This window comes from Hoeflea sp. EC-HK425, assembly GCF_902498795.1.
Lineage (GTDB): Bacteria > Pseudomonadota > Alphaproteobacteria > Rhizobiales > Rhizobiaceae > Hoeflea > Hoeflea alexandrii.
Window position 1 is genome coordinate 392,398 of sequence record NZ_LR701572.1, and the last position, 24,289, is coordinate 416,686.

The following is a 24,289-nucleotide window of genomic DNA, read 5'->3' on the forward strand; positions in this document are numbered from 1 at the left end:
CCTGTGGGCCATCGGACATGAAGAAAACGGCCCGTGCTTATAAAGCACGGGCCGCTCATTCTTGTTAGGCCTGCCAGGACTGGGGTCAATCAGGCGGCGCGTTGTGCCCGTGGCGCATGGGCCCGGTTTGAGGAAACCTCGAACTGATCGACCATGCCGCTGAGCTTCTGGGCGCTTGCGGCCAGCTTGTGCATGACCGCGGTGGCTTCCTCGACCATGGCGGCGTTCTGCTGCGTGACCTGGTCCATCTGGTTGACGGCGCTGTTGATCTCGCCAAGGCCTGTGGTCTGCTCGCGGGCGGCTGTCGCGATCGAGGCGATATGATCGTTGATCGCGGCAACCTGTTCGGAAATGGTTCCGAGCGCATCGCCGGTCTCGTTGACCAGTTGCACACCGCTTGCCACTTCCTCGCCGGACTTGGTGATCAGGCCCTTGATGTCCTTGGCCGCGCTTGCCGAGCGCTGTGCGAGTTCGCGAACTTCCTGGGCGACGACGGCAAAGCCCTTTCCGGCTTCGCCGGCGCGGGCGGCCTCGACGCCGGCATTGAGTGCCAGCAGGTTGGTCTGGAAGGCAATCTCGTCGATCACGGAGATGATCTTGGAGATTTCGTCCGATGCCGATTCAATGCGCGACATGGCGTTGACGGCGTTGGAGACGACGCTTCGGGAATTGACCGTGCTGCTCTGTGCCTTCTCGGCCATGTCCCTGGCTTCCTCGGCGCGGGTCGCTGCACTGCGCACCGTTGCGGTGATCTCGTCAAGCGCGGCAGAGGTTTCCTCGAGCGAGGCTGCCTGCTGTTCGGTGCGCCGCGACAGGTCGTCCGTTGCCGCCTGCATTTCGGATGCGCCGGCATTGATCTCGTGGGTTTCTCCGCTGAGCTCGGCCATGGTTTGGCTGAGACGATCGGCGGCATGGTTGAAATCTGTCCGCAGCTTTTCGAACTCTCCGGTGAAGGCATGATCCAGCCTGACCTTCAGGTTGCCATTGCTGAGTTCGCTCAGGGCTGCGCCCAGTTCGCGAACAGCTGCTTCGGTTTCCTGGTCACGAGCGGATTTCTCGGCCTCGCGGCGCTGGCGCTCGGCTTCGGTCTCTTCACGGCTGCGGACCGAGTCCGACTCAAGCGCGATCTTTTCAACCGCCCCGTCGCGCAGGATCGTCAACGAGCGGGCGAGAGAGCCGATCTCGTTGCGCTGGTCCTGGCCAGGCACGTCGATATCGAGATTGCCTTCGGCGAGCGCGTTGGCGACGTTGGTCAGCCGCGGGATGCCACCAAGAACCTGCTTTGTGACAAACGCTGCTATGGCGACTGCAGCCAAGAGAACCAGGATTGCAACGATGCTGATGGTCCAGGCCATTTCGCTGGCCATGGCATCGATTTCCGCCGAGCGTACACCGGCGTAAAGGATGCCGATCGTGTCGCCTGCCGGCGAGTAGATCGGCTCATAGATGGTGTAGTACGGCGTTCCCAGGATCACTGCCTCGCCGCGGAAGGTCTCGCCCTTGGTCAGGACCGGGTAGACCGCGCCCTTCTGACCCAGCGGGGTTCCGACCGCCCGGTTGCCATCGGGCTTGATGATGTTGGTGGTCTTGCGCCAGAAATCCCTGGTTTCTGCATCCCAGGCGAAAATCGTCGCCGTCTGGCCGGTCATGCGACCGATGGTGTCGATCATCTCGTGGCTTTCGAAGCCGGTCGGGATCGATTCCATCTCGATTCGCTGGACGTTGCCGTCGGCCGCCCATGCGATGGTGGTGCCCGGAAGGTCGCGAGCCACGATGGTCGCCGCCGTCCGCAAGCTTGTGTTCTGGCTTTCGATCGCCTGAGCCTGGATACGTTTACTGATATTGGCGGAGACCGCCAGTTCGACCACACCAAGTGCAATCAGAAGAAGAGAGACGGTCATTACCGTTACGGTTTTGACGACCCCAAAGCGTGAAAATATAGACATGCTAACCCCCATGGTTTTGATGGAAATTAGCTCTAAATGGTTAAGGAAATTAGACTTAACCCCCGACGTTTTGAGGGGTTCAAGCCAAGATGATCCGCATTGATACAGGCGTTATCGGTAGCATTTTTCGCATCATTCCCGCTTGAATTGCAGTGACAGTCTTGCCGTTGGAGTGGCAAGCGGAACCAAAGCAGCCTCGGCGTTTCCTGGCCCGAGGCTGGGGGACATACCTGGATCTCCGATGGAGCTGGCGCTCTAGACCTTTGTCTCCACGCTCAGCCGGTAGCCGATGCCACGCACGGTCTGCAGCCACACCGGATTGGCCGGATCGTCTTCGATCTTGCGGCGCAGGCGGTTGATCTGAACGTCGATGGTACGTTCTCCGACCTCTATGTCGCCGCCGACGAGTTCATGGCGGGGAACGGTCTCGCCGGCGTTTTCGGCAAAAGCGACCATGATCTCGCGTTCGCGGTCGGTGAGGCGGACGGGCTCGCCGGATTTCTTCAGTTCGCGGCGGGCAATGACGAAGGTGAACGGACCGAAGACCACCTGCTCGACCTTTGGCGGCGAGGGCTGGCCGCCGCGCTTGAGGATGTTGTTGATCCTGAGCACCAGTTCGCGCGGGTTGAACGGCTTGGCTAGATAATCGTCAGCGCCGGCTTCGAGGCCGTCGATCCGGGCCTCGCCTTCGGCCAGCGCGGTGAGCATCAGGATCGGTACCGTCTTGATCTCGCGCAGCGATCGGGTCAGTGACAGGCCGCTTTCACCGGGCATCATCACGTCGATGATCAGCAGGTCGAAATCGAGACCTTCGAGCTTGCGGCGGGCCTCGTCGGCTTCGGCGGCAGTGGTGACACGAAACCCCTGTTCGGTGAGATAGCGTGACAGCAGGTCACGGATCCGGGTGTCGTCGTCGACGACCAGCAGGTGGGCTGCATCATCTTCCGGCAAGGGGTTTGTCATTGGTCTCGTCCCTCATTGATCTCGCTGTGATCCTCTTCCGGCCTGTGCGCACCGGGATTGATCATGCCGGAAAGGAAGGTCGTGACCGCTGTCCGTCCATTCTCATCCAGACCTTCCAGTGCATTGGCGATACGGCGAGACTGTGGCCTTGCCAGTGCCAGCGCCAGTTCGCGCCCCCGGTCGGTGGGGAAGAGACGACGTTGCCTGCGGTCTTCCGGGCCGGCAACCTGGGCAATATAGCCTGAATCGATGAGTTGTTTGAGAACCCTCGCCAGCGACTGCTTGGTAATCTTCAGCGTGTCGAGCAGGGCGGCGACCGTCAGTCCGGGTTCGCGGTTGACGAAATGGACGACACGGTGATGGGCGCGTCCGAACCCGGACGTGTCGAGGATGGCGTCGGGATCGGAAATGAAATCACGGTAGGCGAAGAACAAAAGCTCTATGATCTCGAAGTCGATACCGTCATTGTCCCCCATGGGGCGGTCAAGGATCTGGTCGGATTCGGGCTTGATTGCGCCGGCACGGTTCATGGCGACTTTTCCTTTCAAATATGTCAGCTATGTTGACATAATTTGGCGCAATTGCTAGCTTCGATTTGCGCGCGAGGCAAACTGGCCTTGCCCGCCGGCTTGCCAATGCCCGTTTGCCTCACGCCTGATTTTGGCGCTTGAGCCACGGTCACCGACACCGGCTTAAAGACAACCATTATCACGGCGGCATACCGCCTGGAGGAAACGCGATGGCGTCCGTACCTTTTGACCAGCTCGAAGGCGAAATCTGGTTTAACGGCGAGTTCGTGCCGTGGAAAGATGCAAAAATTCATGTCCTGACCCACGGGCTGCATTATGCCAGCGCCGTTTTCGAAGGTGAACGGGCCTATGGTGGCGAGATATTCAAGCTGACCGAACACACCGAGCGGCTGCATACGTCCGCTGATATTCTCGGCTTCAAGATCCCCTACAGCGTCGCCGAGATCGATCAGGCCTGCGTCGAACTGCTGGCGCGGCAGGGTTTTGAGGATGCCTATGTGCGTCCGATCGCGTGGCGCGGATCGGAGATGATGGGCGTGTCGGCCCAGGCCAACCGGATCAACCTGGCCATCGCCATCTGGCAGTGGCCCAGCTACTTCAAGCCGGAAGAGCGGATGAAGGGCATCCGGCTCGACATGGCCGAGTACCGGCGTCCAGACCCGCGGACCGCGCCGTCGCGATCCAAGGCTGCCGGGCTTTACATGATCTGCACGCTGTCCAAGCATCGCGCCGAAGAACGCGGCTATGCCGATGCGCTGATGCTGGACTGGCGCGACCAAGTGGCTGAAGCCACCGGCGCCAATGTTTTCTTCGTAAAGGACGGCAAGATCCACACGCCGACGCCCGACTGTTTCCTGGACGGCATTACCCGGCGCACCGTGATCGGCCTTGCCAAGAAGCGCGGCTACGAAGTGATTGAACGGGCGATCCAGCCCGAAGAACTCGAGGGTTTCGAGCAGTGCTTCCTCACCGGGACAGCCGCCGAAGTCACTCCGGTCTCGGAGATCGGTCCCTACAGCTTCACTGTCGGCGAGATCACGCAGAATCTGGTCAATGACTACATGTCCGAGGTGCAGCCGAAAAAGATTGCCGCCGAGTAATCCCTGTGACCCATTCAGAACGAAAAGGCGGCGCTCCCCAATGGAAGCGCCGCCTTTTTTGCTGTCGGTGTGGGTGGCTTACTCCGCGGCGTCGCCGATGACGCCGCGGCGGATCTGGTCTTCCTCGATGGATTCGAAGAGCGCACGGAAATTGCCCTCGCCAAAGCCTTCATCGCCCTTGCGCTGGATGAACTCGAAAAAGATCGGGCCGATTACGGTCTTGGAGAAGATCTGCAGCAGGATCTTGGTCATGCCGCCATCGACCACGCCTTCGCCGTCAATCAGGATCCCGTGTTTCTTCATCCGGTCGAGCGGCTCGTCGTGGCCGTGAACCCGCTCCTTCGAGAGGTCGTAATAGGTATCGGGCGGACCGGGCATGAATCTGACGCCCTTGTCGGCAATCCAGTCGGTGCCCGAATAGATGTCATCGGTGCCGACCGCGATGTGCTGGATGCCCTCGCCATTGTACTTGCGAAGATATTCCTCGATCTGGCTCTTGTCGTCGGTGGATTCGTTGAGCGGGATGCGGATACGGCCGCAGGGCGAGGTGATGGCGCGCGACACTAGGCCGGTCAGCTTGCCCTCGATGTCGAAGAAGTGGATCTGCTTGAAATTGAACAGGTTGCGGTAAAAATCCCACCACTTGTCCATGTTGCCGCGGATGACATTGTGGGTGAGGTGGTCGAGATAGTAGAAGCCCGCGCCCTTCGGCCTGGGATCGCGTTCGCCGAGCCAGTCGAAATCGGCATCGTAGGCCGAGCCCTGGTCGCCCCAGGTGTCGACGAAGTAGAGCAGCGACCCGCCGATGCCGACGATGGCCGGTACGTCGAGTGTCTTGTCGCTGCCCTTGTATTCTTCGGCGCCCTTCGACACGGCATGGGCAAGCGCCTGTTTTGCATCGGCAACGCGCCAGGCCATTGACGGTGCACAGGGGCCGTGGATGCCGACGAAGCGATCGGCGAAGGAGCCTTTCTCGGCATTGAGAATGTAGTTGATGTCGCCCTGGCGCCAGACCGTGATCGCCTTGGTCCGGTGGCGGGCAACCGGCTCGTATCCCATGCGGGCGAACAGCGCCTCAAGCACTTCCGGTTCCGGATGGGCGAACTCGACAAATTCGAAGCCGTTTGTGCCGGCCGGGTTGTCTTCGGAAATGGTTGCGCGTGGTGCGTCGTGGGGGAACGGACCCATGGTTTCTCTCCTCGTTTTGTCCGCGCGGCTCATGATCTCGGCAGCGCTGGTTGACTGTTGCACATGATGCTGCATATTCGGTGCAAGGTGCATGCATTCACGACAATTAACGGATGAATGTTGCGTGAAATGTGCATGAAAATGTGAAATGGAGATCATCTCGTGCATCTGGATGAGTTCGATCGCAAGCTGCTCCGCCTGTTGCAGGCGGACGGCCGCCTGACCAACAACGAGCTGTCGCAGAAGGTGAACCTGTCGGCCTCGCAATGCTCACGCCGGCGCACACGGCTGGAGCAGGACGGCTATATCAGGGGCTATCGCGCCGACCTTGACCGGGAGAAGCTTGGTGTCGGTATCGTCAATCTGATCACGGTGACACTGGCAACGCACAATCGCGACAATGCCCAGCGATTCGCCCGACTGATCGGCGGCTTGCCCGAGGTGCTGGAAGCCTATTCGCTGACCGGAGAGATGGATTACATCATCAAGGTGGTCACCCCAGACCTGCGCAGCCTTTCGGCCTTTGTCAGCGATGTGCTGCTGCCGCATGAATCCGTCCAGCACGTCAAGACCGCGATCGTTCTCGACACCTTGAAAGAGGGCGGCGGCCTTCCAGTATGACAAGGAGCGGCCACGCTGACTGGCGGCGCGGGTGCGGGCATGTTTTTTTGCCTGCGGATGGAACCAAACCCCTCCGAAAGCGTTCCGGGTAACGGCGACTTGTGGCGCAACAGTAACAAAAAAGGTGATTGAGACAGAATGGAAGATCTGATGGCGAGTGCATCCGAATCCCAGTTGGGACAATTGCTGGGCGGCTGGGGCGAGGCATTCAACGGGCTTCAGGTGCTGATCGTCACCTACGCCTTTTCGGTGATCGGCGCGATCCTGATCCTGATTGTCGGGTGGAGCATTTCGCGCCTGCTGGGGCGCTGGGTGCGAAGCCTGCTCACCAGGTCGCACAGGGTCGATCCAACGGTGGTCGGGTTCTTCTCGGTCTTCGTCCGCTACGCCGTTCTGGTGGTGGTCGTCATCATGGTGCTGGGCCAGTTCGGCGTTCAGACAGCATCGATCATCACAGCCTTGGGTGCTGCCGGTCTGGCGATCGGCCTGGCGTTGCAGGGCACGTTGCAGAACATTGCCGCCGGTATCATGCTCCTGGTGCTGCGGCCGTTCCGTGTGGGCGAATACATCGATGCGGACGGTGTATCGGGCACGATCCAGGAGATCGGGCTTTTCGCCACCGAACTGAAAACACTCGACGGTCTGTACCGGATGGCGCCGAACTCGCAGCTCTGGAACGTTCCGGTGACAAATTACTCGCGTCTGCCCGAGCGCCGGCATGACCTTGTCATCGGGATAGGCTACGAGGACGACATCGAGAAGGCGCAGTCGGTTCTCATGGATCTGGCGCGTGCGGATAGCCGGGTGCTGTCCGATCCTGAACCCTGGGCCTATGTCTCGGAACTTGGCGACAGCGCGGTTGCCGTGACCTTGCGCTACTGGACAAAGTCCGCCGACTGGTGGACCACAAGCCGCGAAATGACCAAGGCGGCGAAAATCGCCTTTGACGAGAACGGCATTTCGATCCCATTCCCGCAGGTCACTTATTCCGGTTCATTGGACGTCGAACCTCGCGAGCCCGAAAAGACGGCTTCCGAACAGGCTCAATAATCCGCATCATGGCGTGAAGCACAGGCATTGGAGGGTGACATCCATTGTCTGTGCGTTCATTTTGCGGTCAGCGAGTCGAAGAACAGGAACGTTCAAAATGGGCAATTTGCAAGCCGGCATCATCCCGGTGACACCGTTTCAGCAGAACTGCACGGTGATGTTCGATCAGGATACCAAGTCAGGGGTGGTGGTTGATCCGGGCGGTGACGTCGACGTGATCCTGCAGACGATCAGCGAAAACGGACTTACCATCGAGGCGATCTGGCTTACGCACGGGCATATCGATCATGCCGGCGGTGCGGACGAGTTGCGCGAAAAACTTGGGGTCAAGATCATCGGTCCGCACAAGGACGACCTGCCGTTGCTCTCGGGACTTGAGGCGCAAGCCAAGATGTTCGGTTTGGAGATGGACGTGCGCAATGTTGCGCCCGACCAGTGGCTTGAGGACGGCGACAAGGTGTCGTTTGGCGTACACGAGTTCGAAGTCTTGCACACGCCCGGCCACGCGCCGGGTCACGTGATCTATTTCAACCGGGCCGAAGGCTTTGCGCATCTTGGCGATGTGTTGTTCGCCGGCTCCATCGGCCGCACCGACCTGCCTGGCGGCGATCACCAGACCCTGCTCAACTCGATCCGTGACAAGGTGTTTCCACTGGGCGACGAGACGGGCTTTATCTGCGGCCACGGACCTGGCGGCAAGATCGGCGAGGAGCGCCGGACAAACCCGTTCCTCAAGGGGCTATAGCGCTGCTGCGGCGCCAGCCTGATTGCCATGAATCATTCAAAAAACCGGCCATCGCTGTCAGAGCGAGGCCGGTTCTTTTTTCGAGCGGGTCGTATCAGGGCCTGTGGCAGGTGTCGCTGTGGACGCTCGCCGGTGGCTTTCTATCTGACGACGCAGAAATGGTCGCGCCCGTCATAGCCCCGGTAGGTGCCCGTCGAGGCATTGAAGGAGCGGTACTTGTTGGCGCAATAGCGGTACCAGGAACGGCTCCACGGCTCGTAGCTGCCGCCGCTGACGGCCCGCGGGGCTGAACGCTCCCGGTAGATGACGCGCGGCTGGTTACTGTTGGCAATCGCTCCGCCGATGATGGCTGCCGCACCCAGGCCGATGATGCCGAGCGCGATGGCATCGCTGTTGTCGTGATGACGGTAGCCGCGATACTTGTGGTGGCGGTAGCTGCGGTTCGGATTGACCCAGCGTTGCTCGTGAGGCCGGTACAGATGCGGCTGGTTCGGGTCGAAGAATTCGGCCTCACCGGCGCTGGCAATACCGGTCGTCAGCGGCGCGAAAGCGGTCGCGGCGGTGAGCAGGGTGATGCCAAGCTTTCTTGCAAACATGTTCATCGGTGTATCCTTCCCGGTTGGCGTCTCTTTGTGATGACCGGTTTTCCCGGCTTGAATGAACCCTATCCGGCTCAAGCTGAACGCCAGCTGAACAGTATCATAACACCGCAGTCAGGCGAAAATCTGACAAGCGTCAATTGTGCGGAAACAAAAAAGCCCGGTGATTGCGGCACCGGGCTTTCATTGTCTACAGGGTCGATGTCAATCAGGCGAGGCGCAGATTAACGGCCTTCGGTCCCTTGCCGCGGCGATCGGGCTCGGTGTCGAAGGCCACCTTCTGGTTTTCCTCAAGGCCGGTCATTCCCGAAGCCTGGACGGCTGAGATGTGAACGAAGATGTCCGCACCGCCATTGTCAGGCTTGATGAAGCCGAAGCCCTTGTCGACATTGAAGAATTTTACGGTACCAGTTTCGGCCATGCTGTCAGGTCCTTTGATTGCCTTCCGGTCTCCGCTCGGATTGTCCGGTTGGCGAGCATCATGTCATATCCCGCATTGGCGCGGGGGTTATGGCAGGCAGTTCTTGAAGTGTGTGGAAAGGTCCTGATTTTAACGGCTTCGCTCCTGCACGCGGTATGGCGTGTGAGTGTGTGTTGAAGTCGTCCGAAGTTTTTTGTGCGGCTTCGGCGCGCATGTTTCTGGTCTTCCCGTGTTCGCAAATTGCCCGAACATATCAAAGATGATTGTTTTGTTTGAAATTGGCAAGCAAAAGTTTGGTGACGCTTGCCGGCCACAAGTCCAGGACCTGGCCGGATCACCACAGGGTGATCCGGCCAGGTGTCTGCGGTTACTCGACGATTGCGATCTCGGTGGCTTCGGTGGTGCCGTCGTTGAACATGATCATCACGGTCTTGCCGGCTTCGATGCCTTCCACTTCAACGCCTGCAGCGATGGTGTAGACTTCACCGGATTCAAGTTCGACGGTGCTCGCAGCAGGGTCAAATGTCTTGACGACGCCTTCGATTTCGCCGGCGAAGGCGGTCGAGAGCATGGCTGCGGATGCGAAAGCGATTGCAACGATCTTTTTCATTGGTCTTTTCCATAGGTTGTTACCCGATCCGCGACCGGCTGGCAGATTTGCCAGACTGGTGTCGGTTGCGGCGGGGCGGCGCTGATATGCGCCCGATGAAAGCGCCGCGCAAGCGGCAAAAAGATATATTTTTCAAGGCTGAAACCGGCTAAATTTTGCCATGATCCAATCAGATCGCTACGGCTTTTGTGAAGATTTCAGCCCTGAAAGCGAAAGGTCTGACCGGACCGAAAACGTCCGGCCAGACCGCGACTTGTCATTCCACCACGGTGACAGCGGTGGCGTCGGTGGTGCCGTCGTCATAGGTGATGACGACCTTGCCGCCCGGCTGGAGCCCGTCAAGCTGGACGCCGTCGGTGATGCGGAATGCCTCACCGCTTTCCAGCACGATCATCTTGGTGGCCGGGTCGTAGCTGGTGACCACGCCTTCGACTTCCGCGGCAAAGGCAGCGCCTGTCAGGCCCAGGACAGAAACGGTGGTGATGAAAATCTTCTTCATGTGATGTCTCCCTTGTTTTGCATTGCGCACCGTCAGTGGTGCTTGCAGGACCAAACCTGTGGCCGCGGGAGCCCGGATGCAAATCACTTGGCGTAAATAAAATCAACAATATCAACGACATAATATTGCCGCAATGTGAGCTCTCCAAGGCGGCTCCCACCTGCAGATCAGATCCTTGATGCACGAGAAGGCTGCAAGACAAGCGGTTGAAACTGCCCCGTTTCCGCCCCGATCATGGCAGGTTCTGGACCTGCCTCGACAAGGTGCGATCACGAACCGCGGCGGATGCCGGAGAAAAAGAAGTCAGGCGGCTGGCCGTGGTCTGAGAACAGGGCCGAGTTCGGCCAGCAGAATGGCCAGGAAGATCAGCAGGCCACCGGCATAACCAAGTGCCGGGATCTGCTCGGAAAGAATGACGGCGCCAAAAAGAGCGGCGAACAGCGATTCCGTCGACAGGAAGATCGCCGCCTGAGGTGCGGTGGTGTAGCGCTGGCCGATGACCTGAAGCGTGAAGGCAAGGCCGGTGGCGATGACGCCGGTGAACAGGATCTCGGGCAGGGTGGCAATCACCGCGGCAAGGTCGAAGCCTTCGACCGTCAGTCCCAGGCCAAGTCCGAGGACGCCGGCGAGCGAGAACTGCACGAAGGAGAGTGTCAACGGCCGCCCGCTCGGTCCGACGAAACGGCCGACCAGGATGACCTGTATTGCCCACATCACGGCGCAGCCGATGGTCAGCACGTCCCCTGCATTGAGATCAGCCAGACTGCCGCCGGCCAGCATCCAGATCCCGACAAAGGTCATCAGGGTGGCGGGCCAGATCACCGGATGCAGCCGCTGGCGCATGACCATAAGCGTGATGAAGGGGACAAAGACCACGTAGAGGCCCGTCAGAAAGCCCGAATTGGTCACCGTGGTGATGGTCAGGCCGACCTGCTGGAGCGCCATGCCGGAAAACAGCGCCAGGCCGGCGAGGGCAAATCCTCCGAGATGGGCCGGTGCGACCGGATGAACGGCCCTGCGGCTTTCCAGCCATGCGAAAGGGGCCAGAACCACGGAGGCAACGAGAAAGCGCAGGCCGATGAAGAGGTAGGGACCGAGATTGTCCATTGCGGTGGATTGCGCGACGAAACCCGCGCCCCAGATGGCACCGGCCGAAAGCAACAGCAGATTGGCGAGATGACGCGGCATGGAGTGGTCCGGGCAAGCGAAAATGATGCCGGACGGCTATCAGGTGGATCTGTGAGCGGCAAGGGCCGATGTGATCAATTCCTGTCGCCCGATACCATTCCTTCCGGAGGGTGCGCTGTCTCAGCGGCTGAGCAGCAGCGCCTCGAGGCGGGCGCGGTTCTTGCCCATGTCGCTCTTGCCAAGCTGCGCCCGTGCATAGGCCATGATACCGGTCCGCCCATCAGCCATGGGGGTGGCTTCGAGATGGATCACGTCGGGAAACCGCATCATCGGTGAGTAGGTGACGAAGCGCGCCCTGGACGGGTTGCTGCGGTCGTCGATCCTGCGGGCCAGCGGATCGGTGTCGAGAAGCCGTTGCGACAGCCGTTCGATGGCGATGGGTGGAGCGTCGTCGAACGGGGCGACCTCGAAATCCGGATCTTGGCAAAGGCCCGGACTGCAGGCGAGCGCGTCGTTCGGGGTGGGGCTTCGCTTGTTGGTGCCGAAATCGCGCTGCCCGCGATCAGGCGAACCTGCCATCAGTTCCCAGCTTCGCTCCCGACCGACGAGCACAAATGCCGCCACCAATGCGCCGCACAGGATTGCGACGCTTAACAGAACGGTCTTGACCATGGCGCGACGTGACCTCTCACCTTTGACCAGGCGGGCACGGCGCGAAACACGTGCTTGCCGGCTAGTTGCTCGATGCCGGTGCCCGCGACAGGCGCAGGATTTCGCCGTTGCCTTCATCGGTCACCATCAGCAGGGCGCCATCGGAAGCCACACGGACATCGCGTATGCGTCCGTAATCTCCCTTGAGCAGGCGCTCTTCGGCAAGCACTTCGCCGGTTTCCCGATCAAGGTCAAGCCGCACCAGCATCTGGAACTTGAGTGCGGTCACCAGAAGGTCGCCATCCCATTCGGGGAACATGTCGCCGCGATAGACCACCATTCCGCCGGGCGCGATCGAGGGATCCCAGTAATGCAGCGGCTGTTCGAAGCCTTCGGCCCTGGTGCCGACGCCGATTTCCGCGCCGGAATAGTGGCGGCCGTAGGAGATCTCGGGCCAGCCATAGTTTTGTCCGGGCTTCGGGCGGTTGACCTCATCGCCGCCGCGGGCGCCGTGTTCGACCGCATACAGCACGCCGGTCTCGGAATCGATGTCGAGGCCTTGCGGGTTGCGGTGTCCCTTCGACCAGATTTCGGCGGCGGCGCCACCGTCTGCATAGGGGTTGTCGGCAGGGATAGAGCCGTCTGCATTGATCCTGAGAACCGCGCCGGCGTGGTCATCCATGTCTTGCGCCCGTTCGGCTTCGCCGCGGTCACCGATGGTGAAAAACAGTGTACCGTCATCCGATACCGAAATACGGGAGCCGAAATGACGGCCTGTGCCGGAAAACCGGTTCATCCGGAAGATCTCCGTCACCTCGGTCAGCCGGCTTCCATCTTCGGACAGGCGGGCGCGGGCAATCGCGGTGCCGAGGCCGTTGTCGCCGCGGGCCGTGTAGCTCAGGAAGAGGGTCCGGCTGTCGGCGAAGTCACGTGCCAGCGCCACATCGAGCAGGCCGCCCTGGCCAGAGGCCGTGACCGGGGGCAGGCCTGTTACCGGCGCTGACACCTCACCTCCGCGCACCAGGCGCAAGGTGCCGGAGCGTTCGGTGACCAGCAGCGCTCCATCGGGAAGTTGCTCGATGCCCCAGGGATGGTCCAGTCCCTTGGCGATCACATCAACCTCGACCCTGACCTCGCTGGTGGGAATGATTTCGCCCGCGAATGCGCTCGTCGCGGCAGCCAGCAGGAAAGCCGCCGAAGCCGCGATCAGTGATGCGCCTGCCCTTTTCCGTTTGCGGTGATGTGTCATGAGTACCTCGTTTGCGATCCGTGTTGGTGCCCCTGACCAGATATGGTGCACGAAAGGTGCAGGAAAACCCCTGCGCGCGTGTTGTGTTCCGGTGACGATGCCGAATTTCGAGATAACATCATCAGTCATGGACAGCGCTGATTCGCCCACCAAACCCTCGCCCTCCGGATCCGGGCGGGAACCCCGCCGCGCCGAGTGGCGGGCAAGCGCCATGGCGCTGTTTCTTCCCGGTCTCGTCGTGGCTATAGGCTATGCGGCGCTGTGGATTATCCTCTTTGTGAATGGCAGGGGAGACGGTGCGCTGGCTCGGGTCTGTCTGCTGGTGCTTGTCATCGTTGTGCCGCTGCTGTTCGCCTATGCCGGGCTCAGGCTGTCGACAACCCGCCTGATGCTGCGCGGCGCCCATCTGGAGGCGCATCCGGGGTTCCCTGCACGCGACCCGATCGTGGTGAATTATCCCGCGATTGCCGGCCTGTCGCTGCGCCGCGGATTGTCGGGCTGGATCACCGGTGCTGGCTCGCTTGTCATCGAGAGGGAAAGCGGGTCTCCGGTCATCGTATCCGGCCTGTCCAACCCTGATGCGGCGCTTGCCGATCTTTCGAACCGGTGCAGGACATTCAAGGGGCGGGAATTCGCGGACTGAGATGCCGGGGGCTCGCCGGAACGCCGGACACGGGCAGGTCTGTTGTCTGGTGTCCGGCCCTGATCTGCCGGTCAAACATGGCATCGGGCGCCGCCCGGGCCTGGAAGACAAGAACCGACAGAAGGATCAGGCATCCAAGCAATGCCATCAGCGCAATGCGCATCGCCGTGACGCTTTCTCGGCGGGCGGGCTTTGTTGACAGGAAGTCATCGTCCGGAAGCATCGTGTTTCCCCGTTCTTTGCTGTTCGGGGCGCATCTAAGCGGCTGATCGCGTCGCCAATCGGACCGGATTGTGGCGGTGCCGGAGTGTTATGATGTCAAGATTGTGTTTCGGGTTAACGGGTGCGCTTGCCGAAGGCTGCCGCGCGGCGCACCAGCGGCGGACGCGGCACGAAATCGCTTGTCGGAGCCGCTGGCTGGCTCGGTGCGCGCGGGGCCGGTTCGTAGTAGGGTCGGACCGGATCACCGACCTGCGTCAGCTCGGGTTCGGGGAAACGGTCGTCAAACGTGCGCGGCACGATTTCCGGGCGCGCAAGCGCATAGCCCTGCATCAGTTGAACACCGATCTTCTGACAGAACTCGATCTGGTGGTCTTCTTCAAGTCCCTCGAACAGCACCGTGATGCCACGTTCGATGAACTGCTCCACCATCAGCTTGAGCAATCCCATGCCGGCTGACGTCTCGGTGAATCGGCGGACCCAGGCGGCGTCGAACTTCAGCACGTCGGGCTTGAGCTCGGAGACCCGTTTGGAATCGGAATCGTCGGCTCCGAAGTCATCGACCGCGATCTTGAAAAGTCTCGAGCGCAATCCGTTGACCAACCGGTCGAGGACCCTTTCGTCTCCGCTGCCCTGTTCGGTGATCTCGCAGACAATGCGGCCAGGCCGAAGGCCGGCGCGCAGTGTTACCTCCACCATCCGGTCGACCTCGGCATCGATATTGGTGACGTTGTCAAACAGGCCGGGATTGAAGTTGATGAACAGCTTTGCCTTGCGGCGGCCGAGTTTGCCCATGTTGAGGATGTGCAATTCGCGGCAGAGCGTGTCGACGGTGACGGCATCGGCCTTCTCGACCACCGAGAAGAAATGACCGGGAGAGACCGGCTTGCCGTCCTGCTGGGCGCGGATCAGCGCCTCGAATGCCTCGATGGTCAGGTGGCCCTGATCGTTCTGGCTGAAGATCGGCTGGAACGCCGAGCGCAGGACGAAAGGCCCGTAGGAGGTTGTGTAAAAACCCCGGTCGTCCTGCAAAAAATGCGGTTCGCGATGCCCGGCCATCATGTCCTGGACTCCGATTTCCGTTGCGTGTCGGCAGCAAAGGGTAATCCTCAAAACTTTCGCCAAGGTTAAATGTACCGTTACAAGCTTACCTGGCGGCTTGCATCGGCGGGCCGGTTGCGACATAGAGGGCAACGGGCGCGGGCGCCGCGTCCCTTTGCATCACGTCCCAGCACCGGAGCGCATTCCATGGCCTTTCTCGCCAACGCCCTTTCCCGGGTCAAACCGTCCGCCACCATTGCCGTCAGCCAGAAGGCGCGGGAACTCAAAGCCAAGGGCCGTGACGTTATCGGACTGGGCGCGGGCGAGCCGGATTTCGACACGCCCGACAACATCAAGGCGGCAGCGATCGACGCGATCAACCGTGGCGAGACCAAGTACACCCCGGTCTCCGGCATCCCTGAGCTGCGCAAGGCGATCGCCGCCAAGTTCAAGCGCGAGAACAATCTCGATTACGACTGGCAGCAGACAATTGTCGGCACCGGCGGCAAGCAGATCCTGTTCAACGCCTTCATGGCGACGCTGAACCCGGGCGACGAAGTCGTCATTCCTGCGCCCTATTGGGTCAGCTATCCGGAAATGGTGGCGATCTGCGGCGGCACCCCGGTGTTTGTCTCGACCACCATCGAGAATGATTTCAAGCTGCAGCCGGCCGATCTGGAGGCCGCAATCACGCCGAAGACGAAATGGCTGATGTTCAACTCGCCGTCCAATCCCTCGGGTGCGGCCTATTCGGAAGCCGAACTGAAGGCGTTGACCGAAGTGCTGATGCGCCATCCGCATGTCTGGATCCTGTCGGATGACATGTATGAGCACCTGACCTATGGCGAGTTTGTCTTCAGCACACCCGCACAGATCGAGCCATCGCTTTACGATCGCACGCTGACCATGAACGGCGTGTCGAAGGCCTATGCGATGACCGGCTGGCGCATCGGCTACGCCGCCGGTCCGCTGGAGCTGATCAAGGCGATGGACATGATCCAGGGCCAGCAGACATCGGGCGCCTGCTCGATAGCGCAGTGGGCCGCCGTCGAGGCACTCAACGGTACCCAGGAGTTCATTCCGGCCAACAAGGAGATCTTCCGTGGCCGTCGCGACCTGGTGGTCTCGATGCTCAATCAGGCCAAGGGCATCCAGTGCCCGGTCCCCGAAGGTGCATTCTATGTCTACCCGTCCTGCGCCGGGTGCATCGGCAAGACCGCGCCGTCTGGCAAGGTGATCGAGACCGACGAGGATTTCGTCACCGAGCTTCTCGAAACCGAAGGTGTGGCCGTGGTACACGGTTCGGCTTTCGGCCTGGGGCCGAACTTCCGCATCTCCTATGCGACCTCGGAAGAGCAGCTTGAAGAAGCCTGCAACCGCATCCAGCGCTTCTGTGCAGCCCTGCGCTGATCACCTGATCCAGCGCAATCGACTGACAAATCCCTGCGACCGCCCTGAAAAGGGCGGTCGTTGTCGTTTCAGACCCAGCGCAACACCCAGTAACCGGTGGCGGATGCCGCAGCTGTCAGCAGGGTTCCCCAGGCCATGTCGACCAGGCTCATGGTGACAGGCCAGTTCTTCAGTGTCGCCATGTTGGTGATGTCGTAGGTGCCGTAGGCGGCAAAGCCGAGAATCGCGCCGAGCAGCAAGGCGTCCTGAAGCGAGCCCGAGCGGAATGCCGGGGCAGAGGCGAGCAGGACCACTACGGCCGAGTACATGATGTAAAAGAGCGCGGCGATTGAGAGTTTCGGCTGATCGAGCATCAGATCGCCAAGCTGACGGGCGTAGAAGCCCCTTGCGATGAAACCAAGCCAGATTGCATCGATGACCAGGATGAACGCCGCCGTTCCGGCCCAGGCCTTGAGAAAACCCGCCGGGATCACAGGCCGGCTCCGGTCTGCCGGTGATAGCAGAAGGCGATTGCGGCAAAAAGCCGGTGGTTTCTGATCATTGAAGAACCTTTCTTGACGGTGCGCGCATCTAAGCCGACGCCATTTTCAGTGAGGCCGGAGCAGTTCCGGCATTGGCCGCATAGGCTTGGGGGACTAGTGCGCGCAAGGCGCCCGGGTGGCAGACACATTCGACTGACTGCTCTAGCTGAATGATCTCGCCGTCAATGGCTGCTTTCGATCCACCGCGGAGGTTGGGAAAGTTCAGCGTGACCTTCTGTGCGGTCTCGACATTCATGTCCGGGTCTTCCCGGAGTTTGCCGAAAGCCGCATTCAGCGTCATGCGAAACACCTTGCCCGGTTCGAGGGCTTTCGCCCGATAGACCCCGAGCACGCCTTCATCGAGCACGGTGGCGTAGGACAGGGGGGTGTTGCCAAACAGGTTGTTGGATATGGACACGGCCGAGACGATCTGGCGTGTGCGTCCAGACCCGGTGTCGATCTCGACGCCGAAGCGGGGCGGGTGGAGGATCACCCGGCCGAGCGTCTTGACGGTTGAGCTGATCTTGCGCAGCCGCGTCGATGTGTCGAGCCGCGAGCGCTGATGCACAAGCCGGGCGTGGAGGCCGACGGAAAACTGGTGGACATAGGGCCGCCCGTTGGCGGTCGCGATGTCTATCGGCCGCTCATCCGCCGCGGCGAGAGCATCAAGGGCTTCTGCCGGGTCGAGCGGGAGGCCGAGGCTGCGGGCAAACAGGTTCATGGTGCCCAGGGGGATCACGCCGAGGGTCTTTCCTGACCTGAAACAGGCGCCTGCCGCGGCCGAAATCGTGCCGTCACCGCCGCCGGCCACAATGGTGCCGGTCTGCGGATCATTGGCAACCTCTTCGAGGGTCCTGATCAGGGTGTCGCCGGAGACCAGGCGGACTTCGCAATCGCCGCCGCGCCCGGCCAGTCTGGCACACGCCATGTCGCCGAACTCGCGGGCATCCATTCCCCGAATGGTACCGCCGTCCTGATTTAATATCATGGTAATACGCATTTCAGACCCCGTGTGCGTGGAACAACGCAAGTCAACAATACTGGGGCGGCAAAGTTCCATCACGTCTTCCACTGTAAAGGGATACGGGCGCTGGCTGGCTGTGGATCACCGGCGGCTGTCCAGGCCGCTGGACGGGCCCCGGATTGTCGCGCCTTCAGCCCGCGGCCGCCAGGCAGGTGGCGCGGTAGGCGAGAAGGCCTTCGGCGAGAGCGTCGAAAGCGACCCGGCAGCGGGGCACTGACTTAAGGTTCTCGTGCATGACCAGGTATGTCATCAACTCGAGCTTCAGATGACCGGGCAGCAATTCCACCAGATCCGGATCGCGGGCGGCGATGCCGACCTGGCTCATGCCGATGCCGGCTCCGGCCCTTATCATTGCGAGCTGAGCGACATTGCTGTCGCTGCGGAAAGCAAAGCGGGTGTCCGGAAAATAGGGAATGTTCTTCAGCATCTCGCGCACATAGGCCAGTTCACGGTCAAAGCCGATGAAGCGGTGGGCGGCGAGATCTTCAAAGCTGTTCGGCGTTCCGTGACGGTCAAGATATCTGCGGTGCGCGTAGATCCCGATCGGGATGCCGCCGATCTTGCGGCTGATCAGCGCTCCCTGGGTTGGCTTGACCATGCGCACGGCAATGTCGGCCTGCTGCTTGAGCAGGTCCTCGACGGCATCGGAGAGTGACAGCTCTATGGACAGCCGGGGATGGCGTTCCTGGAGGATTGCCAGGATCGGAGGCAACACTTCCAGCCCGATCACCTCGCTGGCGGTGATGCGCACCGAACCCTCGGGGGTTTCGCTGTCTGCCGAAGCAGCCCGCGCAAGCGCGGCTGCACTGGCGGCCATGGTTTCGGCATAGCTGCGCATGCTCAGCGCGGTCTCGGTGGGGAGCAGCCCCTGGTAGGAGCGCAGGAACAGCGGCTTGCCCGCCGCGAATTCCAGCGCATCGAGATGGCGCGCGACGGTTGGCTGGGTCAGGCCCAGCGCCCGCGCCGCTCCCGATTGCGAGCCTTCTTCTAGGATGGCGAGGAAGGTCCGATAATGATCCCAGTCGAGCAGATTCATAGGCATACAAAAATGTATAGCATATCCATAGAATTCCGCAATTCCGGTTAGGGCCGGGTGTTGCGATGATGCGGCCATCACAACCAAAGGAGATCTGTGATGACTGAGACTCAGGAAAACTCGGTAGCAATGACCGCCAGGCCGCTGGCGCTTGTACTGGGCGCCACCGGAGGCATCGGCGGCGCGGTTGCGGCAAAGCTTCTGGCGAAGGGCTATACCGTGCGGGCGATGCACCGCAATGCCGGGGCGCAGGCAGCAAAAACGCCGCAATATGAATGGATCGCCGGTGACGCGATCAATCGCGCCGATGTGATGGCAGCAGCCAAGGGGGCAGACCTGATCGTGCATGCGGTCAACCCGCCCGGTTACCGCAACTGGGGTACACTGGTGCTGCCGATGATCGACAACACCATTGCGGCCGCAGAGGCAGCGGGCGCGCTCATCCTGATGCCGGGAACGGTCTATAATTTCGGGCCTGAGACGTTCGACGCCATTACCGAGGACAGCCCGCAAAGGCCGGTCACGGTGAAGGGGAAGATCCGTGTGGAGCTTGAACAGCGGCTCGAGGCCGCAACCCGCCGCGGTACACGCGTGATCATCGTGCGGGCCGGTGATTTCTTCGGTCCGGGCGCAGGCAACAACTGGTTTGCCCAGGCCGTGGTCAAGCCAGGCCGGCCCGTCAAGGCAATCACCATCCCGTCCGACACCGGTGTCGGGCATCAATGGGCCTATCTGCCGGATGTCGCTGAGACCATGATGCAACTGGTGGCCCGGGCCGGAGAACTGCCGGCGTTCGCGCGGTTTCACATGGAAGGGGTCTGGGACCATGACGGCGAACAGCTGGCAAGCGCGATCCGCCGCGTCACCGGCCGGACGGAGCTGCGGTCGAAGCGGTTTGCCTGGTGGCTGCTGCGCCTTGCAAGACCGGTCATGCCGCTTGCGCGCGAACTTCTGGAGATGCGCTACCTGTGGCAGAGAGAGTTGCATATGCGGAATGACAGGCTGGTGGCATTTCTCGGCGCCGAGCCGCACACGCCCATCGACCAGGCCGTGAGGGATACGTTGAGCAGCATGGGCTGTCTGGGGCAGGATCCGCGCAATGCTCCGGTTATTGGGTCTGTCTCCCGCGGCAAGCCCGTCTGAGTTCGAAGCATCCGGTCATTGGCGGCCCGGGCGCCGCCAATTGTCGGCCAGCGCCGCACCGGCCTGAATCCGCCGAGCGGCTTGCCCGGACAAGGCAAGGGCCAAAAAAAATGGGCCGCGAGATTGCTCTCGGGCCCAATAGGTATGAAGGTCAAAAAACCTCCAGAGGGGAACAGCTCATGCGGCGGCACTGGGAGGAGTAGGCCGCCAAAGGTGCATCAGCTGTAATCGATATGGTGCTTATTTATGCAATAGGCAAGGGAATGATGCGCATGTCAGCCATGCGAATACTGCATGGCTACTTGCATGTCCAAAAAACAGGCAGAATTGGAGATGCAAAAATCGTGTTCAGTACTGTCCAGTCCGGAAATGCGAGCATGTGCGCCGCTCTGATCAGAAATTCCAGTTGCGCGCCTTTGAGATCAGGAAATCCCGGAAGGCTTTGAGTTTGGCCGCGTTTTTCATTTCCTCGGCATAGCAGAAATAGGTGTCGAAGGTCGGGATGTCTGCCGGAAGGTTGAGCTGGACCAGCGCGAGGTCGCGGTTGATCATGTAATCTGGCAGCAGTGAGATGCCGGCGCCGTTGAGTGTGGCCCGCCGGATAGCCGGCAGATTGTTGATCTGCAGTTGCGCCTGGCGGCGGTTTTCGGGCGTGCGGCCGGCTGTTTCCAGCCAGTTTACATCGGTCAGATAACCTGGCGCGGGTTCGCCGAAGGTGATGATTCGGTGGTTGTCGAGGTCCTCGATGGTCTTGGGCTCACCGTGGCGCGCCAGATAGGTCGGCGAGGCGTAGACGTGCAGGTGCACCGTGAACAGTCGCCGCTGGATCAGGTCGGGCTGCTGCGGCTGGCGCAGGCGGATGGCGCAATCGGCCTGGCGCATGTTGACGTCGAGTTCCTCGTTGTCGAGCAGCAACTGCACCTGGACGTCGGGATACAGGCCCTGGAATTCCTGAACCTTCTCTGTCAGCCAGCCCTGGCCGAAGCCGACCGTGGTCGTCACCCGCAGCTTGCCGGACGGGCGCTCGCGGGTTTCGGTCAGACGGTTTCTGACCGATTCGAGCTTCATCAGCACTTCGTGAGCGGTCTGGTAGAGGATCTCACCCTGTTCCGACAGGATCAGGCCCCGGGCATGGCGGTGAAACAGCTTGGCGCCAATGTCCATCTCAAGTGCTGAGACCTGCCGCGAGATGGCCGATTGCGACAGATGCAGCTTTTCGGCGGCATGGGTGAAGGAGCCGGCTTCCGCGGCGGCATGAAAAATGCGCAGTTTGTCCCAATCGAGTGGCACCAAGCTCTCTTCCCCTTGGCCCGTTGATCGAGCCTCTATCTGGCGCTCATGCGCCTATTCTGCAGCTTCGGCGTGCCTGACATGTCCCGCCAGATAGCGCTCGGCCTCCAAGGCCGCCATGCACCCCATGCCGGCCGCAGTCACGGCCTGACGGTAGATATCGTCGGTGACGTCCCCGGCAGCGAAAACGCCCGGTACATCCGTGGCAGTCGAATCCGGCGCTGTCCACAAATAACCGTTCGGCTTGTGCTTGAGCTTGTCCTTGAAGAGGCTGACGGCGGGGGCGTGTCCGATGGCGACGAAGACACCGTCGATCGGCATGTCGGTGCTCACGCCGGTCTTGCGGTTCTTCAGCCTGACACCGTTGACCGAGGCGGGCATCGGCGGAATGGCCGGCGCGCCCAGATACTGGACCACTTCGGTGTCCCAGATGACGTCGATGTTGTCCTTGTCGAACAGCCGCTGCTGCAGGATTTTTTCGGCGCGGAACGAGTCACGGCGATGGATCACGGTCACGCGTGCGGCGAGATTGGAAAGATACAGCGCCTCCTCGACCGCGGAGTTGCCGCCACCGACCACGACGACGTTCTTGCCGCGATAGAAGAAGCCGTCACAGGTGGCGCAAGCCGAAACGCCAAAGCCCATGAATTCCTTCTCGGTCGGAATGCCAAGCCACTTGGCCTGGGCGCCGGTGGCGATGATCAGCGCGTCGCAAGTCCACACGGCGCCGGAATCGGTCTTGACCGTGAAGGGGCGGTCGGTCATCTCGACTTCGGTGACGAGGTCGTTGACGATTTCGGCGCCGACATGCTCGGCCTGCTTGAGCATCTGCTCCATCATCCAGGGGCCCTGCACCGGATCGGCATAGCCCGGGTAGTTCTCGACGTCGGTGGTGATCATCAACTGCCCGCCCTGTTCCATGCCGGCAATCAGCACCGGCTTGAGCATCGCGCGCGCTGCATAGATCGCGGCCGTGTAGCCTGCGGGACCGGAGCCGATGATGAGAACGGGGACGTGGCGGTTGGACATGGAACAATCCTGAAACAAGTGGTGAGACTGCCATCTTGCGGCATCCCCGGTGACCCATCAATGACGAAAGCCAAGAATTTGGCGACAAAAATTCGGCGGCTGGTGCCATGATGAGGTGTGACTTGCCACCATTTAGGTGTGAGCAAGCCGGTGTTTCAAGCTTGCAGGCAAAGTTACGCACAGAACTTCGCGTCAACAAGGCCGTCGAGGCTTTACAGATGCTGCGCACTGACGCAATAAAGTTTCGCGCACGCCGGAGCCGGAAGCCGGACGGAGCCGCTCATGACAGGGAAGACTTCATGGCAATCAAGGCCGAACTCGATGCGATAGACCTCAAGATCCTGCGCGAACTGCAGAAGGATGGGCGGATGACAAATGTCGACCTGTCCGAGCGCGTCGGGATCTCGGCACCGCCCTGCCTGAGGCGTGTGCGCAAGCTCGAGCAGGCCGGCATCATCCAGGGCTACCGGGCGCAGTTGAATGCTCCCAGTCTCGGGTTCGATCTGGTCGCTTTCTGCATGGTCGGCCTCAAGCACCAGAGCGATGCCAACCTGAAGGCATTTGCCGCCAGGACCAATGAATGGCCGATCGTGCGGGAAACCTGGATGGTCTCGGGCGAAAGCGATTTCCTCTTGCATTGCGTGGCCCGCAACCTGAGCCATTTCCAGGACTTCGTCATCGAGGAGCTCACGGCGGCCGATAACGTCGACACGGTCCGGACCATGCTGACGATCCGCAAGGTCAAGAACGAAGGTCTGGTGGCGCTGTAGTGGCCGCCCCGGCGAGGAGCTTCAGGCCAGGCGACAGGGCTTATGGCCCTTCTTCATCCAGGCGGCTCAGATAATGATGGAAGCAGATGCATGAGCCCGACGATCAGCGCCGTCATCATTACCCGCAACGAAGCAGAGATGCTTCCAGGTCTTCTGGAAAGCCTGCATTTCTGCGACGAAATCGTCGTCGTCGACAGCCACAGCCAGGACGCCACTCGCGAGATCGCTGCAAGCTTCAACGCCCGTGTGATGGAGCGCGATTTCAACGGGTTCGGCGATCAGAAGGAATTTGCCCGGACCCAGGCAAACGGTGACTGGATCCTCTCGATCGATGCGGACGAGCGGGTTCCGGCCGCGCTGGCCGACGAGATTATCGCCACCGTGGCTGCGCCCGGGCACGACGCCTACCTGGTGCCGCGCCTGTCCTATTTTCTCGGCAAGCCGTTCCGCCATTCCGGTTGGTGGCCGGATGCTCCACTCAGGCTGTTTCGCCGGGATGCGGCGCGCTTCAACTCGAAAATGGTGCATGAATTCGCCGAGACCGACCGGCCGACTGGCCGACTGTCGCATCATCTCGACCATTACACCGTGCGCTCTCTGAAGCAGGCGCTTGCCAAGGCGCATCACTACTCGGTTCTCGGTGCCGAGCAATTGAAGAAGACCGGAAAGCGGGTTTCGCTGGCCAGCCCCTTCACCCATGCGCTTGGGGCCTTCATCAAGACCTACCTGATCAAGCGCGGTTTTCTGGGCGGGGTCGAAGGCTTCGTGAATGCCTGGATCCATGGCCAGACGGTGTTCTGGAAATACATGATCGCCCATCTTGACCGCCGCACCGGACAACGCCGGCAGAGCTAGCCGGCCGG

The 24,289-nt window shown here is 61.0% G+C and carries 27 protein-coding genes; 9 read left to right on the forward strand and 18 right to left on the reverse strand.

Features of this window, described 5'->3' with window-relative positions; all coding sequences use genetic code 11:
* Positions 1–89 precede the first annotated feature (89 nt).
* The 3 genes from SPHINGO391_RS04750 to SPHINGO391_RS04760 form a co-directional block, all read right to left on the reverse strand.
* Positions 90–1,946, reverse strand: a complete 1,857-nt coding sequence (locus tag SPHINGO391_RS04750; RefSeq protein ID WP_152007751.1) for a methyl-accepting chemotaxis protein — start codon at positions 1,944–1,946, stop codon at positions 90–92.
* Positions 1,947–2,201: 255 nt separating this feature from the next.
* Positions 2,202–2,909 carry a response regulator gene (locus tag SPHINGO391_RS04755; protein WP_152007752.1) on the reverse strand — a complete coding sequence of 236 codons (708 nt, stop codon included), beginning with the start codon at positions 2,907–2,909 and terminating at the stop codon, positions 2,202–2,204.
* Positions 2,906–3,439, reverse strand: coding sequence for a MarR family transcriptional regulator (locus SPHINGO391_RS04760; protein ID WP_244615113.1), 534 nt, complete (start codon positions 3,437–3,439; stop codon positions 2,906–2,908). Before SPHINGO391_RS04760 ends, SPHINGO391_RS04755 begins: the two co-directional genes overlap by 4 nt.
* 209 nt (positions 3,440–3,648) lie before the next feature.
* On the opposite strand from SPHINGO391_RS04760, the gene SPHINGO391_RS04765 reads away from it, so the two are divergent.
* Entirely contained in the window at positions 3,649–4,539 is an 891-nt protein-coding gene (locus SPHINGO391_RS04765; RefSeq protein ID WP_152007753.1) for a branched-chain amino acid aminotransferase, read from the forward strand.
* A 78-nt stretch (positions 4,540–4,617) separates the two neighbouring features.
* Here the strand turns inward: SPHINGO391_RS04765 and hppD are convergent, their stop codons facing one another.
* Complete coding sequence (gene hppD / locus SPHINGO391_RS04770; protein WP_152007754.1) at positions 4,618–5,727, reverse strand: 4-hydroxyphenylpyruvate dioxygenase; 1,110 nt, start codon at positions 5,725–5,727, stop codon at positions 4,618–4,620.
* A gap of 162 nt (positions 5,728–5,889) precedes the next feature.
* On the opposite strand from hppD, the gene SPHINGO391_RS04775 reads away from it, so the two are divergent.
* The 3 genes from SPHINGO391_RS04775 (at position 5,890) to SPHINGO391_RS04785 (ending at position 8,143) form a co-directional block, all read left to right on the forward strand.
* Positions 5,890–6,348 carry an Lrp/AsnC family transcriptional regulator gene (locus SPHINGO391_RS04775; protein WP_152007755.1) on the forward strand — a complete coding sequence of 153 codons (459 nt, stop codon included), beginning with the start codon at positions 5,890–5,892 and terminating at the stop codon, positions 6,346–6,348.
* A gap of 150 nt (positions 6,349–6,498) precedes the next feature.
* Positions 6,499–7,398, forward strand: a complete 900-nt coding sequence (locus SPHINGO391_RS04780) for a mechanosensitive ion channel domain-containing protein (RefSeq protein WP_152007756.1) — start codon at positions 6,499–6,501, stop codon at positions 7,396–7,398.
* Between the two features lie 97 nt (positions 7,399–7,495).
* The gene (locus tag SPHINGO391_RS04785) at positions 7,496–8,143 is read left to right on the forward strand and encodes an MBL fold metallo-hydrolase (RefSeq protein ID WP_152007757.1); all 648 of its coding nucleotides are present in this window, start codon (positions 7,496–7,498) and stop codon (positions 8,141–8,143) included.
* Positions 8,144–8,283: 140 nt separating this feature from the next.
* On the opposite strand, the gene SPHINGO391_RS04790 is transcribed toward SPHINGO391_RS04785, so the two are convergent.
* The 7 genes from SPHINGO391_RS04790 to SPHINGO391_RS04820 form a co-directional block, all read right to left on the reverse strand.
* Positions 8,284–8,745 carry a BA14K family protein gene (locus SPHINGO391_RS04790; protein ID WP_152007758.1) on the reverse strand — a complete coding sequence of 154 codons (462 nt, stop codon included), beginning with the start codon at positions 8,743–8,745 and terminating at the stop codon, positions 8,284–8,286.
* 205 nt (positions 8,746–8,950) lie between these two features.
* Positions 8,951–9,163: a cold-shock protein gene (locus tag SPHINGO391_RS04795; RefSeq protein ID WP_152007759.1), complete on the reverse strand. Its 213-nt coding sequence runs from the start codon at positions 9,161–9,163 to the stop codon at positions 8,951–8,953.
* Between the two features lie 367 nt (positions 9,164–9,530).
* The gene (locus tag SPHINGO391_RS04800; protein ID WP_152007760.1) at positions 9,531–9,773 is read right to left on the reverse strand and encodes a DUF1344 domain-containing protein; all 243 of its coding nucleotides are present in this window, start codon (positions 9,771–9,773) and stop codon (positions 9,531–9,533) included.
* Between the two features lie 256 nt (positions 9,774–10,029).
* Positions 10,030–10,272 carry a DUF1344 domain-containing protein gene (locus SPHINGO391_RS04805; RefSeq protein ID WP_152007761.1) on the reverse strand — a complete coding sequence of 81 codons (243 nt, stop codon included), beginning with the start codon at positions 10,270–10,272 and terminating at the stop codon, positions 10,030–10,032.
* A 303-nt stretch (positions 10,273–10,575) separates the two neighbouring features.
* On the reverse strand, positions 10,576–11,460 hold the full coding sequence (locus SPHINGO391_RS04810; RefSeq protein WP_152007762.1) for a DMT family transporter: 885 nt from the start codon (positions 11,458–11,460) through the stop codon (positions 10,576–10,578).
* A 120-nt stretch (positions 11,461–11,580) separates the two neighbouring features.
* Complete coding sequence (locus SPHINGO391_RS04815; protein ID WP_193217187.1) at positions 11,581–12,072, reverse strand: DUF1499 domain-containing protein; 492 nt, start codon at positions 12,070–12,072, stop codon at positions 11,581–11,583.
* A gap of 61 nt (positions 12,073–12,133) precedes the next feature.
* A complete protein-coding gene (locus tag SPHINGO391_RS04820; RefSeq protein ID WP_152007764.1) occupies positions 12,134–13,300 on the reverse strand; it encodes a PQQ-dependent sugar dehydrogenase in 1,167 nt (388 codons plus the stop codon).
* A gap of 127 nt (positions 13,301–13,427) precedes the next feature.
* On the opposite strand from SPHINGO391_RS04820, the gene SPHINGO391_RS04825 reads away from it, so the two are divergent.
* Positions 13,428–13,943 carry a hypothetical protein gene (locus SPHINGO391_RS04825; protein WP_152007765.1) on the forward strand — a complete coding sequence of 172 codons (516 nt, stop codon included), beginning with the start codon at positions 13,428–13,430 and terminating at the stop codon, positions 13,941–13,943.
* Here the strand turns inward: SPHINGO391_RS04825 and SPHINGO391_RS04830 are convergent.
* Together SPHINGO391_RS04830 and SPHINGO391_RS04835 are read right to left on the reverse strand one after the other, a co-directional pair.
* Positions 13,918–14,166 carry a hypothetical protein gene (locus SPHINGO391_RS04830; RefSeq protein WP_152007766.1) on the reverse strand — a complete coding sequence of 83 codons (249 nt, stop codon included), beginning with the start codon at positions 14,164–14,166 and terminating at the stop codon, positions 13,918–13,920. The genes SPHINGO391_RS04825 and SPHINGO391_RS04830 overlap by 26 nt on opposite strands.
* Positions 14,167–14,279: 113 nt before the next feature.
* The gene (locus tag SPHINGO391_RS04835; RefSeq protein ID WP_193217189.1) at positions 14,280–15,224 is read right to left on the reverse strand and encodes an EAL domain-containing protein; all 945 of its coding nucleotides are present in this window, start codon (positions 15,222–15,224) and stop codon (positions 14,280–14,282) included.
* Between the two features lie 186 nt (positions 15,225–15,410).
* Here SPHINGO391_RS04835 and SPHINGO391_RS04840 point away from each other — a divergent pair, with 186 nt between their 5' ends.
* Positions 15,411–16,613 (forward strand): pyridoxal phosphate-dependent aminotransferase, encoded by a 1,203-nt coding sequence (locus tag SPHINGO391_RS04840; RefSeq protein WP_152007768.1) that lies wholly within the window; start codon positions 15,411–15,413, stop codon positions 16,611–16,613.
* A 68-nt stretch (positions 16,614–16,681) separates the two neighbouring features.
* Here SPHINGO391_RS04840 and SPHINGO391_RS04845 read toward each other — a convergent pair whose 3' ends face one another.
* From SPHINGO391_RS04845 to SPHINGO391_RS04855, 3 genes are all read right to left on the reverse strand, one after another.
* Complete coding sequence (locus tag SPHINGO391_RS04845; protein WP_244615115.1) at positions 16,682–17,086, reverse strand: DUF2177 family protein; 405 nt, start codon at positions 17,084–17,086, stop codon at positions 16,682–16,684.
* Between the two features lie 97 nt (positions 17,087–17,183).
* A complete protein-coding gene (locus tag SPHINGO391_RS04850) occupies positions 17,184–18,134 on the reverse strand; it encodes a diacylglycerol kinase family protein (protein WP_193217190.1) in 951 nt (316 codons plus the stop codon).
* A 154-nt stretch (positions 18,135–18,288) separates the two neighbouring features.
* Positions 18,289–19,194 carry a LysR family transcriptional regulator gene (locus SPHINGO391_RS04855; protein ID WP_152011430.1) on the reverse strand — a complete coding sequence of 302 codons (906 nt, stop codon included), beginning with the start codon at positions 19,192–19,194 and terminating at the stop codon, positions 18,289–18,291.
* A 99-nt stretch (positions 19,195–19,293) separates the two neighbouring features.
* Between SPHINGO391_RS04855 and SPHINGO391_RS04860 the strand changes: the two genes are divergently transcribed.
* On the forward strand, positions 19,294–20,337 hold the full coding sequence (locus SPHINGO391_RS04860; RefSeq protein WP_152007770.1) for an NAD-dependent epimerase/dehydratase family protein: 1,044 nt from the start codon (positions 19,294–19,296) through the stop codon (positions 20,335–20,337).
* 393 nt (positions 20,338–20,730) lie between these two features.
* Here SPHINGO391_RS04860 and SPHINGO391_RS04865 read toward each other — a convergent pair whose 3' ends face one another.
* Positions 20,731–21,627: a LysR family transcriptional regulator gene (locus SPHINGO391_RS04865; RefSeq protein ID WP_152011431.1), complete on the reverse strand. Its 897-nt coding sequence runs from the start codon at positions 21,625–21,627 to the stop codon at positions 20,731–20,733.
* A 54-nt stretch (positions 21,628–21,681) separates the two neighbouring features.
* Positions 21,682–22,656, reverse strand: a complete 975-nt coding sequence (gene trxB, locus SPHINGO391_RS04870; RefSeq protein ID WP_152007771.1) for a thioredoxin-disulfide reductase — start codon at positions 22,654–22,656, stop codon at positions 21,682–21,684.
* A 299-nt stretch (positions 22,657–22,955) separates the two neighbouring features.
* Here trxB and SPHINGO391_RS04875 point away from each other — a divergent pair, with 299 nt between their 5' ends.
* On the forward strand, positions 22,956–23,426 hold the full coding sequence (locus SPHINGO391_RS04875; RefSeq protein WP_152007772.1) for an Lrp/AsnC family transcriptional regulator: 471 nt from the start codon (positions 22,956–22,958) through the stop codon (positions 23,424–23,426).
* Between the two features lie 90 nt (positions 23,427–23,516).
* Positions 23,517–24,281, forward strand: coding sequence for a glycosyltransferase family 2 protein (locus tag SPHINGO391_RS04880; RefSeq protein ID WP_193217191.1), 765 nt, complete (start codon positions 23,517–23,519; stop codon positions 24,279–24,281).
* The last annotated feature ends 8 nt before the right edge of the window (positions 24,282–24,289 follow it).

Coding starts and splice junctions, on each gene's coding strand:
- SPHINGO391_RS04805 (WP_152007761.1), bottom strand. CDS start 10,272: ATGAAGAAGATTTTCATCACCACCGTTTCTGTCCTGGGCCTGACAGGC.
- SPHINGO391_RS04800 (WP_152007760.1), bottom strand. CDS start 9,773: ATGAAAAAGATCGTTGCAATCGCTTTCGCATCCGCAGCCATGCTCTCG.
- SPHINGO391_RS04830 (WP_152007766.1), bottom strand. CDS start 14,166: ATGCTTCCGGACGATGACTTCCTGTCAACAAAGCCCGCCCGCCGAGAA.
- SPHINGO391_RS04765 (WP_152007753.1), top strand. CDS start 3,649: ATGGCGTCCGTACCTTTTGACCAGCTCGAAGGCGAAATCTGGTTTAAC.
- SPHINGO391_RS04810 (WP_152007762.1), bottom strand. CDS start 11,460: ATGCCGCGTCATCTCGCCAATCTGCTGTTGCTTTCGGCCGGTGCCATC.
- SPHINGO391_RS04755 (WP_152007752.1), bottom strand. CDS start 2,909: ATGACAAACCCCTTGCCGGAAGATGATGCAGCCCACCTGCTGGTCGTC.
- SPHINGO391_RS04835 (WP_193217189.1), bottom strand. CDS start 15,224: ATGATGGCCGGGCATCGCGAACCGCATTTTTTGCAGGACGACCGGGGT.
- SPHINGO391_RS04880 (WP_193217191.1), top strand. CDS start 23,517: ATGAGCCCGACGATCAGCGCCGTCATCATTACCCGCAACGAAGCAGAG.
- SPHINGO391_RS04820 (WP_152007764.1), bottom strand. CDS start 13,300: ATGACACATCACCGCAAACGGAAAAGGGCAGGCGCATCACTGATCGCG.
- hppD (WP_152007754.1), bottom strand. CDS start 5,727: ATGGGTCCGTTCCCCCACGACGCACCACGCGCAACCATTTCCGAAGAC.
- SPHINGO391_RS04780 (WP_152007756.1), top strand. CDS start 6,499: ATGGCGAGTGCATCCGAATCCCAGTTGGGACAATTGCTGGGCGGCTGG.
- SPHINGO391_RS04795 (WP_152007759.1), bottom strand. CDS start 9,163: ATGGCCGAAACTGGTACCGTAAAATTCTTCAATGTCGACAAGGGCTTC.
- SPHINGO391_RS04750 (WP_152007751.1), bottom strand. CDS start 1,946: ATGTCTATATTTTCACGCTTTGGGGTCGTCAAAACCGTAACGGTAATG.
- SPHINGO391_RS04825 (WP_152007765.1), top strand. CDS start 13,428: ATGGACAGCGCTGATTCGCCCACCAAACCCTCGCCCTCCGGATCCGGG.
- SPHINGO391_RS04860 (WP_152007770.1), top strand. CDS start 19,294: ATGACTGAGACTCAGGAAAACTCGGTAGCAATGACCGCCAGGCCGCTG.
- SPHINGO391_RS04785 (WP_152007757.1), top strand. CDS start 7,496: ATGGGCAATTTGCAAGCCGGCATCATCCCGGTGACACCGTTTCAGCAG.
- SPHINGO391_RS04855 (WP_152011430.1), bottom strand. CDS start 19,194: ATGAATCTGCTCGACTGGGATCATTATCGGACCTTCCTCGCCATCCTA.
- SPHINGO391_RS04850 (WP_193217190.1), bottom strand. CDS start 18,134: ATGCGTATTACCATGATATTAAATCAGGACGGCGGTACCATTCGGGGA.
- SPHINGO391_RS04875 (WP_152007772.1), top strand. CDS start 22,956: ATGGCAATCAAGGCCGAACTCGATGCGATAGACCTCAAGATCCTGCGC.
- SPHINGO391_RS04840 (WP_152007768.1), top strand. CDS start 15,411: ATGGCCTTTCTCGCCAACGCCCTTTCCCGGGTCAAACCGTCCGCCACC.
- trxB (WP_152007771.1), bottom strand. CDS start 22,656: ATGTCCAACCGCCACGTCCCCGTTCTCATCATCGGCTCCGGTCCCGCA.
- SPHINGO391_RS04760 (WP_244615113.1), bottom strand. CDS start 3,439: ATGAACCGTGCCGGCGCAATCAAGCCCGAATCCGACCAGATCCTTGAC.
- SPHINGO391_RS04815 (WP_193217187.1), bottom strand. CDS start 12,072: ATGGTCAAGACCGTTCTGTTAAGCGTCGCAATCCTGTGCGGCGCATTG.
- SPHINGO391_RS04790 (WP_152007758.1), bottom strand. CDS start 8,745: ATGAACATGTTTGCAAGAAAGCTTGGCATCACCCTGCTCACCGCCGCG.